The organism is Legionella nigrisilvae (assembly GCF_977063395.2).
Genome location: NZ_CDRUGZ020000041.1, coordinates 142,400 through 155,550 on the forward strand (window position 1 = coordinate 142,400; position 13,151 = coordinate 155,550).

The window sequence follows — 13,151 nt, forward strand, 5'->3', positions numbered from 1 at the left end:
TAAATGGATAGACTAGCAAATGAATGCAACATTTCCACGAATACGAAAAGCGGTATTTCCAGTGGCGGGTTTAGGGACACGATTTTTACCCGCAACTAAAGCAGCACCCAAAGAAATGTTAACTGTTGTAAATAAACCTTTGATTCAGTACGCAGTTGAAGAAGCTTATGCGGCCGGAATACGTCAAATGATCTTTGTAACGTGTCACAATAAACGCGCCATTGAAGATCATTTTGACCATGCTTATCAACTTGAAAAAGAACTGGAACTTCATAACAAAAATGAACTTTTATCTATAGTTAAATCGGTAACTCCTGAGGATATGGAGTGTTTTTATGTACGTCAGGCAAAACCCCTGGGTTTAGGCCATGCCGTTTCATGCGTGGAACAAATCGTTTGTAATGAAGCCTTTGCTGTAATTCTTGCGGATGACTTAATGACTAATACAACGCCTGTTATTCAACAATTGGCCGAAATGTATGCGCAATATGGTCATAGTATTATTGCAGTAGAAAATGTTCCTCAGGAATTAACAGAGTGTTATGGTATTATTCAAGGGGCGCCCTGGGATAAAGACCTCTTAAGCATACATCATCTTGAGGAAAAACCTAAACCACACCTTGCTGCATCAAATATTGCAATTGTAGGTCGTTATGTGCTTACCCCAAGTATTTTTGAACACATTAAAATGTTGCCGCGTGTAGAACATAAAGAGATTCAATTAACTGATGCAATTAATGAGTTAGTAAAAAAGGAAACAGTTTTAGCATTACCTTATGAAGGTAAAAGATATGATTGTGGGAGTGTGCTCGGTTTTCTTAAAGCGAATGTAGACTTAGGAAAACAGCATCCTACTGAGGGGAAAAATTTTTCCAAGTGGCTTGTAGCTTAAATTATGACTGAGAATGTATATGGAACAACTTACAAAAATGAATTCCTGGAAAAAACTCGAAAAATTAGCAAAAACATATATTAATCAAAATCCAGACACAAAAATTTACTCTATATCCAGTGATAACATCACCCTAGACTATAGTGGACAACACGTTAATCCCCAAATTATGGATGCACTTATTGAATTAGCCCATGAGTGTAATCTGCATGAACAGATTAATGACATGATTAATGGAAAGCCCATTAATAATACAGAAAATAGACCAGTCTTACATACAGCACTTCGTGCCCCAGATAATAAGGTCTTATTGGTTAATGAGCGAAATATTATTCCAGATGTAGTCAATGTTCGAAACACAATGAAACTCATCTCCACAAAAGTCAGAAATGGTGAATGGCTGGGTTACTCGGGGAAGCCTATTACTGATGTGGTTAACATAGGAATTGGCGGTTCAATGCTTGGCCCTTTTTTTTGTATCAATGCATTAAGCGATTTAGTAACTGACCAATTAGGGTTCCATTTCATTTCTGATGTAGATCCCAATGCATTTGCACGAGTTACTACAAAATTAAACCCGGAAACCACTCTATTTATTATTTCCTCGAAGTCATTTACTACACCTGAAACCTTATCTCATTTTCAAAAAGCTTTCTCCTGGATCAATCAGAAACAGTATTTTAATCGGCATTTTATTGCAATCACCGCAAATGTTAAAAAAGCTGAGGAGATGGGTTTTGAAACTATTCTTCCAATATGGGATTGGGTGGGGGGACGTTATTCTTTCTGCTCCGCAATTAATTTAATTTCCTGTATTGCCATTGGTTTCGAACATTTCTCAGAAATCCTTGTTGGAGCCAACAACATGGACAACCATTTCTGTACCGCACATTTTACGCAAAACCTACCGATTCTTTTGGGATTAATAGGATTGTGGAACATTAATTTTTTAAATATTAATAACTTGCTCGTCATGACTTATTCACAAGATTTACAATATTTTGTTCCCTATCTTCAACAACTTGATATGGAAAGTAATGGTAAATCAGTAAACAGACAAGGTCGTAGAATTGATTACGCGACAGGCCCGATTATCTGGGGTGGTTTGGGCAATCATGCGCAACATAGTTATTATCAATTATTGTGTCAAGGGACTAACAAAATAGCAGCTGATTTAATTTATCTCCGTACGTTTGATGGTAGTGTAATTAATAAAATATGCCATGCCCACAAAGAAGTATTAACGAAGGGTGGTAATCATAGCGAGAATCCGCACAGTTATATTGCTGGGGAAATCCCGTTAAATCTTCTTTGCTTGAATGATTGTTCTCCCCGAACCCTTGGCTCACTCATTTCTTTATATGAACATAAAATTTTTGTCCAAGGTGTAATTTGGAATATAAATTCCTTTGATCAACCCGGGGTCGAAAGCTCAAAAGAAATAGTGCGACAGAATAATTGGATTAGTTAGCGCCAATCACTGGTGTTGGTACTGGAAAATTAATTGGTATCACTGACCTGATTAATAAAGTTTGAGAAGAGGTATTTCAATTACGGAGATACCTTTTTAACTTTGTTAGATAAGATAGCCAATGTCTAAGATGTAATATAGTTATTTTGATCTGCTCTCAACCATTCTTGACATACCCCATTCATCTTGCTATTTTGTAAAAAATTCAAAATATAAGACAATATGTTTAAAAACAAAACTATTTCTATCATAGGCGCAGGTCATTTAGGAAGTGCTTTAGCACGTGGTCTGATCAAAAGTGGACACCCTGCAAGCTTAATAACATTGAGTAATCGTGATCCCAGTAAATTAGCGCGTTTAGTTAAGGAACTAGGGGTACTGTCAGCAGAAAACAACATTCAAGCAGTTCAAAATGCAGAGATTCTAATTCTCGCTGTAAAACCCCAGTTTATGCAGGATGTATGTCAGGAGATTGCCCCTATCATGCAATCAAGAGACCCTGTTATTATTTCCTTGGCAGGTGTAATAGAGATTGATCATATCACTTGTTGGCTCAACAAGAAAAACCTTGGAGTTATTCGGGTAATGACCAATACTCCAACCGAGTTTTGCAAAGGAACATCTGCCCTATTTGCTAACTCGTTCGCTACATTGGAACAAAAGCAATTAATTGAAGCTCTTTTTAATGAAGTAGGATACAGTTTTTGGGTTGAGCAAGAATCCCTGCTCGACACACTTACAGCCCCGATTGGTTGTGCACCAGCCTATGTTTTTCTATTTCTCGAAGCGCTACAAAAAGCGGCAATAAGTCGCGGGATTCCAGAAGAAATCTCAGAAAAAATTGCTTTGGAATCAGTGGTTGGTGCTGCAGAGTTAGCAAAAAAATCAGGGCGTTCTTTTTCTCAATTGCGTGCCGGGGTAAGTACACCTCAGGGTGTAACCGCCCACTCTTTGGAGAAACTGTCCTTTGCTGATTTTTTTGATCTCTTTAAACAGATCTATGAAGCTGCAGAAGAACGAATTGAGCAAATAACCCAATCTTTAAACAGTCGAGAATAAGGTTTTTTAGTAAGGTGTAGCTCAGAAATTTTCTTAAAGTGCCCGGGTTAGGCTACGCTTCACCCAGGCTACAATTCTATATTATTAGTTGTTCTAAGCCTGAGCAGCTTAACCCAAACTTGATACGGGTCTAACCCAAGGGTTTAGTTTAGTTATAGTTGATGGTAACTTACTTATGCTGCGTTGTGCTTCGGCCCTAGTTTCATACTCTCCCACCGTCAGCACAAACCAAACACCTTTAGCATTAGTAAAATGTCTTATTTTAGCATTTCCTGCAAGTAGCTTATTATTTTTCTGAAAACGTTCTATATCTGTTTTATTATGACTTGCAGCCACTTGAATGGTATACAAATTCATAGTTGTATTATTACTGGAAGATTGATCTTTTTTATCTTTCTTCTCTGGTGGGGTTGGAACTTCAACTAGTTTTGACTCACGTTTGAGATCTGACTCTGGATTTTCACGTTGAAACTCAGATTCAGGAATTCTGGGTGCTTGTTCTGCAAGATTTTGCATTTGTAGTTTAGGAATCACCACGACCTTATCAATAATAGCTACTGGGGGCTCACTAAGTATCTCCTCGTTAAGTTCATCCAAAATCTGTTTTTTGGGTAAGGAAGAGTATACTAATTGTCGCATTGAAGAATCCTGCCAAGAAGCAATTTGGCTCTCAAGCACTTCAGGTTGTTTCTGTTGCTTTAATGCTATATCCTCTATATTTTTATCACGGTGAGACTCAGTAATTGAATGATAAAATGTTGAAAGATCATAATTCTGAGCAAAATAAAAACCGACGAGACCGGCAACAAAAGCCACACTAGCAGCAATACTTGTTGTTTTCACCAATTTTAAAGGTTCCTTTTTCTTTTGGGTAGTACATTTAAATACAAATGTTTCTAGATTGCCGTTAATCTTGGCTACATTTCCTTTGGTTAATTGATAGAACTGCTTAAACTGCGCATCAGTTAAAGGTTTACTGATCAAATGGGCAGCCATAGCACGTTGTAATACATAGGTTCTAGTTTCACTTTCATTCAATGAGCCCAATTCAATAGTGTGTACCAAATTCTCAAAAAATGAAGCGACTAAATTATTAAGCGTTGCAACAATTGAATAGTCCGATATAAGACAAAGATGGAAAAAACTAAAATTCTCTTGGCTCTTTATAGCTAACATTGCTTCTTTAATAAATGATTCTGGCAAATGTTGCGCATCATCAATCAGTAACAACACATGTGCTTTACGCTCATTTATTTGAGCTACCAACGAACTAATATCGGTATGTTCATCGCAATTAAGATGCAGCTGGGTGGCAATTTGTTGAATAATGCTTTCGCGATGACAAGGAGGCTTCACTGTCATAGAAATTGATTTGATCTGTTGATCTAAATTGCCTTGCAACAAAGTACCAAAGGAAGTTTTACCCCCTTCCTTTTCGGATAAAACCGTAATAAGCACATTATTAAAAAGAACTAGATGGTTAATGAAATCAATCTTAGCAAGCCAAGATCCTGGCTTAAATAACACTCTTGGTTGAATTACAGCCGTTACATCAGACTGAATCATTCCCTCTTTCATTTTTATTCTCCTCTTACAGCCGCAACAAGTGCATTATACAAACAATCCTCTGTTACTCCAGATTCAAGATAACAATCGCCTGGTTTTTTTATCAGTACAAAGCGTAATCGATTATTTTTAATTTTTTTATCCGATTGCATTAAATCTTTGAGTTTTTCTAAATTAATATGCGTTGGAATTTTATGTGGTAGACCTGCAAGTTGTAGAATTTGCTCAACTTGTTCGACCAATTGTTCATTAATTAAATTCATTTTATGCGACAAGACAGCTGCACAATATAAGCCAATTGCTACTGCCTCGCCATGTAACCATTGTTGGTAATGGGTATATGTTTCCAGTGCATGGGCAAAAGTATGGCCAAGGTTCAGTAAAGCTCGCTGTCCAGCTTCCTTTTCATCAGTTTCTACAAATTGAGCTTTAATACGGCAACATTCTGCTATTAATTGAGGCAACTGGGGACTCTTAGCAGTTAATCCTTGTCGGAGTGCGTCACTAAGCAGTTTAAAAAAGTCATTCCCGGCAAGCAAAGCATATTTTATCATTTCCGCCAATCCAGCACGGAATTCTCTTTCAGGGAGAGTATTTAATGTATTTAAATCAATAACTACTGCTTGGGGTTGGTAAAAACTACCAATCATATTTTTGCCCAAAGCATGATTAATTCCTGTTTTTCCACCTACTGAAGCGTCAATTTGCGCTAATAAAGTTGTAGGAATTTGAATAAGTTTTACCCCACGCTGATATGTTGAAGCTGCAAATCCAGTCATATCGCCAATTACTCCACCCCCTAAGGCTATAAGAGTGGTATCTCTGTGATGTTTTTTTTGGATTAATACATCATAAATCGCAAACAAGCTTTGTTGATTTTTATATTGTTCACCATCTTCCAAAATCAACACGTCACACTGAGCTTTGGAAAAAGCGGCTTTCACGTAGTTTAAATAAAAAGGAGCTATTGTTTGGTTGGTAACAATTAAAATTTGCGATGAAGTTACTAGAGTTTGCAGGAAATCTGGTTTTTGCAAACCATTACGGCAAATAATAATAGGATATTGATGTTCCGTTAAAGAAACATCAACCTGATCATATATCTCAAAGTTCGCCATAAATATATTTTATTATATTGTTTGCAACAGCTTTGACCGTTAATTTATCTGTTTCAAAACTAACATCAGCTAGCTCAGTATAGAATGGTTCCCTCTCATCTCTCAACAATTCCAATCTGCCTTCTAGATCAGTGGTTTGCAACAAAGGACGCTTGGTATCTCGCTTAGTTCTTTCAAATTGTTGTTGTAAGGAGGTTTTAAGATAGATTACGGTGCCACGTCCTGCTAATGCATTTCTGTTCTCAGGGGTAATCACCACCCCACCACCTGTAGCCAAAACAATGTTGGTTTTTTGAGTTAGTTCTTCAATAACTTTTTGTTCGCGGCGCCTGAAACCCTCTTCTCCTTCAATATCAAAAATCCAAGAGATATCCGCGCCAGCACGCTCTTCAATTACTTCATCCGAATCAAAAAATTCTAATTTGAGCTCCTTTGCCAAAGCACGACCTATAGTGCTTTTACCTGCACCCATGGGTCCGATGAGAAAAATATTTCGTACTTTAACTATGCTCATTTTTTATCACATACCTCTTTAACTGAAATGTCATTAATTAAAGATCGAGTCCGAAATAACTTCCCATTTTAGCATTAGACTAAAATATGATTCAAAGCCAAAAGTGGGGGATATTTGGGGCTCAACCCTAACTGTATTTTTCGCAGTTAGAAATTCCCGCCCATTATTCTACAACAAATGAGCATATTTTATAACTGTTTATCTTATTCATTTATATTATATCACTTCATTAATAAAATAATGCCCTGTTAAAAACAAGTTATGCGTAAAGCAAGCCTTAATTTGGCTGAGCTCATAGCAATTTCTCTCATCTGAAAAATTTTATTTTTCATCAAAACGAACTGCTTTTCTCCCCTCAATTGCCGTAATTGATAGTGAGTTTGTTATTATTTTGGGGGTTATGAAAATAAGCAACTCATCATTTCGAATCCCCACTTGTGTGTTTTTGAATAAATTTCCAACCACCGGTAACTGACCAAAAAATGGTACCCTCGTAATGGTCTTACTCTTATCTTGCTGATAAATCCCACCCAACACTATAGTTTGTCCATTACTGACAAGAACATTCGTCTGAATTTCTTTAGTTGCAATTGCTGGCACCCCATTAAATGTCAAGTTTGGCAATGCCCTATCCTGATTAATCTTCAATTCCATCAGTATCTTGTTGTCTGGAGTAATTTGCGGTTTTACATTTAAACTTAATACCGCCTTTTTGAAAGCTACTGCTGTTGCCCCACTCGAAGTGGCTTCCTGATAGGGAATTTCCTGACCCGATTGAATTTCTGCAGCCTGTTGATTGGCTGTGATGAGCCTAGGACTAGAAATTAATTCAGCAAGTCCCTCACTTTCCAAAGCAGAGAGTTCAAGATCAAGCAGGATATTATCGCCAAGCTGTGCCAATGCAATACCTACAGAAGCTGGTGTAGCTCCTGTCAATGGGGCAGCAACTAAATCCAGGTTTAATCGGTCCGTAAAGGGCTTGACGTTTGCCGGAGCGACTCCCTGCGCTAATTGATTCGCCCCTTCTAAAGTACCACTGAGATGGGTCGGTTTGGAAACCCCCCAACGAATTCCAAGGTCTTGAGCAAAATCCTTTGTTACTTCGACGATCCGTGCCTCAATAAGCACTTGTTTGACAGGTACATCCAACTGTTTAATCAACTCTCTAACTTCATCAATTCTGCCCCCAATATCTTGAATCCAGATGGTATTGGTACGTGTATCAACACTCACGCTACCTTTTTCTGATAAAAGGGAGTTTTGTTTGTCTTTAATCAAAACTGCGAGTTCGGTTGCTTTGGCATAATTAATTTGTATTAACTCAGAACGTACAGGCTCATTTTTTTGGATGGTTTGTTGATTTTTGAGTTGTTCTGCCTCCATTTTTTCAAAGACACCTTTTTTATCAACTAAAATCACATTACCTGATTGCCGCTTGTCAAGTCCTTGAGTGGTTAAAATAATATCTAATGCTTGATCCCAAGGAACATTATTTAATCTTAGTGTAATATCACCTTGAACCTGATCATTCACTACGATATTAATCCCCGTAAAATCAGCAAGTAACTGTAATACGGCTCGAATACTGATGCTTTGGAAATTTAAGGAAAGTCTTTTCCCCGAAAATACTTTCTTTTTCAATTTGGCCTGTTGTTCCTCTTCTGGTGTTAAAGGAATTACGTCAATCATAAATTGTTGATTAACCTGATAGACATTTTGGCCAAATCCTCCTTTGTTGAATAGAGTCATATGGGTATTTTTTCCCACTTGCTGAAAAGTAACCATTTGCACTGGGCTGTGGAAATCCGAAACATCGAATCGCTTCCGTAAGTTCGATGGAACTTTAGTATTTAAAAATTTAATTAGAATTTCTTTCCCATGCTCCTCAACTTCGGTGGGAACACTCGTACTAGAAACATTCACTATTGCTCGACCACCCTGTCGTTCAATTCCTCGAAAATCAAAATGATTGATTACATAATTTGTCTTGGCAGGGCGATTGGTAATTATCAGTGCTTGAGGGGGTTGGAATAATTCATTACTTTTGCCATTCAAAATAACAGTATAAACCCTTCCAGATATTGTTCCTGAATAAGGCACTGAATAATTTAACTCCAAAACAGCCCGAACACGTGAACCCACCGCAACAACCGAGTACCGATTCAGCGAGCCCAATTTAATTACATTGGCTTTTTGTTTTCGAGGCAACTGCAAATTGGAGTCAATAAAATCAAGGACTATGCGTGCTGGGCTTTGAGTAACAAAACTTGCAGGTTCTTGTTTTATGGGGTTTGCAAATTCGAAATCCATACGTAACTTTTCCTCTGGCAAAGGAATTACTTTGACGGATATCAAAGGATTATTCTGGGCAAAAGTCATACCCACGCTCATGCAAAATAAAATGAATAAAGTAGCTATTTTCCGCACTTTTACTCCTACTTCCCAGTATTTAATTCAAGCGTGGTAGAGTGCTTTTCCCACTTTCCTGAAGTTTGTGTTGTTTCTAGTAATTCAATTGCGCCATTCTTAATTGAAACAATACGGCCATAATTTTGTCCCATATAATTACCTACCCGGACATGAGTAATATCTTTATTAGGTAGTTTAATCAATGCCCATATTTCATTTCCTTGCGTTAAAGTACCTACAAATTTTAATGCGTCTAAAGGATAAGCTTCCAAGGGTTCCTTGGGCCTATTTTTATCGGGAGCATTTACATCAACTTCTGTCTTTTTTTGAGTCGTTGGCATAAATGGGTTTCGTCTATTACTATTATCAGGAAATTTAAAAGTTGGTAAAGGTGCAAATGAAGGAATTGGTTCAATATCCCGTGTTTTTCTTAATTTTACATCATGAATGTATCGCACCAAATCATCGTTACTATTGGAACAAGCAACCAATAGTAACGATAAAAAAAAGATAGAACTAATCTCTAGTTTTCGTCTCATCATTGTGTGCGATATCGATATATTTTGGCAGTTATGCTCATTATCAATTCATCTCCCGAAACTACTTTATCTTTATCTTTATCTTTGGAAGACACCCTTTCAATACTAAAGTCATGTAATGTTACAATACGATCCATTTCTGCAACACGACTTATAAACATGGCGAGCTGAAAATAAGTACCTACTACTGAAATTTTTATAGGTAACTCAATGTAGAAATCGTGCATTACTTCAGCTTGGGGCGCAAATAACTCAAATCTTAAGCCTGATGCAACACCTGTTTTGGAAATGGATTCCAATAAACCGGGCATCTGATTTTTTTCTGGAAGCTGTTTCAGCATTTGGGTAAAACGCTCCGTCATAATCTGCAGTTGTTGGCGATAAGCTGGCAAATTAATTAACTGACGTTGCTTACCTTCAAAATCTGTTTTTAATGTAACCTCCTGAGCTTGAAGTTGATCATATTGGGTAAAATTATCTTGTATGATTAACCAATACCCCAGAGCAATAATCAAAATACTAACCCCAGCAAGAACACAAATCTTAACCACTAACGGCCATTGTCCCAAATTTTCCATTTTCAATTCATTCAGGTTAATACCGTTCATAGTCTTATCCCGATCTGGAACTGAGGCGCAAGCACAAAAGTTAACTTAAACTCATTCTCTGCAGATTCTTGTTTGTTATTGTCTTTATTTTTATCATTATCTTGATCCTCTCTTTTAATTTGACTTAGGACAGGATCATGGAGCCACTCATTATTTTCTATATTCCTCATTAATATTGAAACAAAAGTATTCGATTCCGCATAGCCAATAACGGTTATAACATCATTTTTTCCATTTATCTGAGTAAAATAGACACCAGCCGGGATTACATTAATCAATTCATCAAATAAATGAACCATTAGTGTTCGCGTAGATTGTAAATGCTGTACTATAGACATTCTGGAAATCAGCAATTCTTTTGTTTTTTTTAAATTTTTTATTTCCTTTATTTGCGCATCCATATCATTAATTTCTTTCTGGAGCATTTCGTTGCGTGTGGTTTGATTACTTACCAACCCTGATGCATAAGAATTAATTAAAAAAACAATAAACGCCGCGAGCACAATGCATGAAAGCAGCATAGTCATGAACAACTTTTTCTCCTGCTCCCGCTTGAGCTCTCGCCATGGAAGAAGATTAATTTGCGTCATATACTCTCACTTAACTTCCCTTAGAGCCAATCCACAAGCTACCATTAGTCCTGGAGCATCATTATTTATAGAATCTAAATTCACCATCTTACCTGGAGTCATATGTGACAATGGATTGGCAATTGTCGTACTCATCCCCAATCGCTCTTGAACCAACGCCACCAAACCTGGCAACTTGGCTAATCCTCCTGCCAATAAAATATGATCTACATCGCCATCCTGACTTGTGGAATAAAAAAACTGCAAGGTACGCTTGATTTGCAACAAAATATCCTCTTTAAACGGTTCTAATACTTCCTTTTCATAATCCTCAGGTAATGTCCCATTATCCTTAGCCAACATGACTTGTTCTAAAGTCATTTTATAGTGTTCCGCAGTCGAGTCTATTAATTGCTTTCCGCCAAATTTTTCTTCTCTTGAGTAAACTAATTTCATTCCTTGTAATACAAACAAATGCGTGTAACTTGCACCAATATCGATGATGGCAATGGTTTTATCTTGTCCAGAGGCAGGTAAATCTTTAGCAAGTTGCTGCGCTGCGCGTTCTACGGCATAAGATTCGACGTCAACCACTGTTACCTCCAAACCCGAGTGGACGGCAATATCTACACGTTGATTCACAATTTCTGCTCGTGAAGCAACAATTAGCACGTCAAGCATATTCTGATTTTTTTCAGAGTGACCTAAAATTTCAAAGTCAAGATTGATTTCATCTATCGGATAAGGAATATATTTATCTGCTTCTGTAACAATCAACTCCTCCATCTCTGCGTCACTTAAACCCTCATTAATTTGGATTACTTTGTTAATGATTGAGGAATCAGGAACCGCTAGAGCAGCTTGCTTACATGAGGTATTTAGACGGTCAATTATTTTTTTTATGCACTGAGAGACTGCATCAATATCTTTAATAGTGTTCCCATCCATTGCATTTGCAGGCAGCACTTCACGGCCATAGTGTTCGACAACCAACTCATCGCCCTGGCCTGAAATTTCTAAGATTTTAACAGCTGTTGATGTTATATCGATTCCGAGAATGGAACGATGCTTGGGTTGAAACAGTCTGAGCATACTTCCTATTCCCTTGAGTCTTCCATGCATTCAAAAAATACTCCTTTGGGTTTATATGATGATGTTAACGTAACCTATTAAAAAATTACACTGTTTTCTATCTCATGAAATTCAGTCAAGGTGGACCTGTTGGCATTTTTGCCATTAAGTTAAAACAACTTGCACTCCCCAAAAACATTTAATATAGTGAAAGACCAACTTGTAATGGGATTTCGCAATTATGCTTTGAAAAAGGAGATTTTCATGACTAGGTTAGAAGAGTTAATTTATGCATTGGCAACCGTTATAGTTCGTTATCATGACAGCCAAGACAATATCGAGGCTAAAGATAAACTAGTTACTGCAGTTGATCCTACAATACACAGAAAAAAATCTCATGACCGTGCAGTAGAAATAATTCAAAACGTTAGTTTTGCTTCGTACTTGGAAGGAAAGATTATCGCATGTACAAAAGGTTACCATGGAAGGGAAGAATTCCTTTTGTTCCTTTTAAATAAAATTTGTTTTTTAAAAGAGCAGCTCGATATTAAAACTCCATTTAAGGAGCATGAGTTAAGGGCATTTCAAGAACAATTAACTCAACTATTCATTGATTTTCGAAAATTATTAAATATAAAAAAAGGAGTAAAGCATCCGGTAACACTCCAAGACTCTCGAGTCAAAGAATTAGCTGGCCTATTGAATGATCGATACATAGGAAGTAAATACTGTAATTCAGGACAACTACTTATCGAAGAAGTTCTTTTCGTACTTCATATGACGCCTGATGATTCTAATGAAGAACTTAAAGATATTGCTGCAAACATATGTTTAGAACAGCAAACTTTATTACAATGGCAAAGTGAAGCATCAAAAAAATCAACAAAAGAATCAGATAGAGAAGCGGAAAAATTAGAGCTAGAACAACTAAAATTATTAATGGCAACCCAACAATCCGAGTTTGAGAACAAGATAGTTGAGTTAAGCGAAAAAGAGAAACAACAACTTACTACTATCGATGAATTAACATTAAAATTAGAAAAAATTCAGGCAGAGTACGAGAGCTTAAAGAAACAAACCGAAGAAGCACCAACCAGACGTTTTCAGGTATACCCTCCTTTATATGGGTATGGTCTCGCTGGACTTCCTATGCTGCAAAGACAAGGAGGAAATTCTTCTCGATTTTTTTCTCCAACAATGCAAACCCCGCCCACATCATCGCAAACTTTACCAACACTAGATGATTTTGAAGAAAGTCTTCCCAGGGTAACGATTGAGTAAAGCTCGACATTTATTAACTACCCTCATTATGTTTCATTGAGTTTTCTTGCAAAA

12 protein-coding genes are annotated in these 13,151 nt (G+C 37.1%); 4 read left to right on the top strand and 8 right to left on the bottom strand.

Features of this window, described 5'->3' with window-relative positions; translation table 11 throughout:
- The first annotated feature begins 19 nt into the window (after nucleotides 1-19).
- The 3 genes from galU to proC all read left to right on the top strand — a co-directional run bounded on the left by galU (nucleotide 20) and on the right by proC (nucleotide 3,422).
- Nucleotides 20-892, top strand: a complete 873-nt coding sequence (gene galU / locus ACWTE2_RS26665) for a UTP--glucose-1-phosphate uridylyltransferase GalU (RefSeq protein ID WP_182392987.1) — start codon at nucleotides 20-22, stop codon at nucleotides 890-892.
- Nucleotides 893-911: 19 nt separating this feature from the next.
- Nucleotides 912-2,363, top strand: coding sequence for a glucose-6-phosphate isomerase (gene pgi / locus ACWTE2_RS26670; RefSeq protein WP_454785139.1), 1,452 nt, complete (start codon nucleotides 912-914; stop codon nucleotides 2,361-2,363).
- A 222-nt stretch (nucleotides 2,364-2,585) separates the two neighbouring features.
- Nucleotides 2,586-3,422, top strand: coding sequence for a pyrroline-5-carboxylate reductase (gene proC, locus ACWTE2_RS26675; RefSeq protein ID WP_454785140.1), 837 nt, complete (start codon nucleotides 2,586-2,588; stop codon nucleotides 3,420-3,422).
- A 108-nt stretch (nucleotides 3,423-3,530) separates the two neighbouring features.
- On the opposite strand, the gene ACWTE2_RS26680 is transcribed toward proC, so the two are convergent.
- The 8 genes from ACWTE2_RS26680 to pilM all read right to left on the bottom strand — a co-directional run bounded on the left by ACWTE2_RS26680 (nucleotide 3,531) and on the right by pilM (nucleotide 11,837).
- The gene (locus ACWTE2_RS26680; RefSeq protein WP_454785141.1) at nucleotides 3,531-5,000 is read right to left on the bottom strand and encodes an SPOR domain-containing protein; all 1,470 of its coding nucleotides are present in this window, start codon (nucleotides 4,998-5,000) and stop codon (nucleotides 3,531-3,533) included.
- A 2-nt stretch (nucleotides 5,001-5,002) separates the two neighbouring features.
- Nucleotides 5,003-6,106 (bottom strand): 3-dehydroquinate synthase, encoded by a 1,104-nt coding sequence (aroB, locus tag ACWTE2_RS26685; RefSeq protein ID WP_454785142.1) that lies wholly within the window; start codon nucleotides 6,104-6,106, stop codon nucleotides 5,003-5,005.
- Nucleotides 6,093-6,620: a shikimate kinase AroK gene (gene aroK / locus ACWTE2_RS26690; RefSeq protein WP_220471005.1), complete on the bottom strand. Its 528-nt coding sequence runs from the start codon at nucleotides 6,618-6,620 to the stop codon at nucleotides 6,093-6,095. The genes aroB and aroK overlap by 14 nt, the downstream gene beginning before the upstream one ends.
- Nucleotides 6,621-6,941: 321 nt before the next feature.
- Complete coding sequence (locus ACWTE2_RS26695; RefSeq protein ID WP_454785143.1) at nucleotides 6,942-9,047, bottom strand: type IV pilus secretin PilQ; 2,106 nt, start codon at nucleotides 9,045-9,047, stop codon at nucleotides 6,942-6,944.
- A gap of 8 nt (nucleotides 9,048-9,055) precedes the next feature.
- A complete protein-coding gene (locus ACWTE2_RS26700; RefSeq protein WP_454785144.1) occupies nucleotides 9,056-9,571 on the bottom strand; it encodes a pilus assembly protein PilP in 516 nt (171 codons plus the stop codon).
- The gene (locus tag ACWTE2_RS26705) at nucleotides 9,568-10,176 is read right to left on the bottom strand and encodes a type IV pilus inner membrane component PilO (protein ID WP_454785145.1); all 609 of its coding nucleotides are present in this window, start codon (nucleotides 10,174-10,176) and stop codon (nucleotides 9,568-9,570) included. The genes ACWTE2_RS26700 and ACWTE2_RS26705 overlap by 4 nt, the downstream gene beginning before the upstream one ends.
- Entirely contained in the window at nucleotides 10,173-10,766 is a 594-nt protein-coding gene (locus ACWTE2_RS26710) for a PilN domain-containing protein (protein ID WP_454785146.1), read from the bottom strand. The genes ACWTE2_RS26705 and ACWTE2_RS26710 overlap by 4 nt, the downstream gene beginning before the upstream one ends.
- 6 nt (nucleotides 10,767-10,772) lie before the next feature.
- Nucleotides 10,773-11,837, bottom strand: coding sequence for a type IV pilus assembly protein PilM (gene pilM / locus ACWTE2_RS26715; protein ID WP_454785147.1), 1,065 nt, complete (start codon nucleotides 11,835-11,837; stop codon nucleotides 10,773-10,775).
- A 243-nt stretch (nucleotides 11,838-12,080) separates the two neighbouring features.
- Here pilM and ACWTE2_RS26720 point away from each other — a divergent pair, with 243 nt between their 5' ends.
- A complete protein-coding gene (locus tag ACWTE2_RS26720; RefSeq protein WP_454785148.1) occupies nucleotides 12,081-13,097 on the top strand; it encodes a hypothetical protein in 1,017 nt (338 codons plus the stop codon).
- The last annotated feature ends 54 nt before the right edge of the window (nucleotides 13,098-13,151 follow it).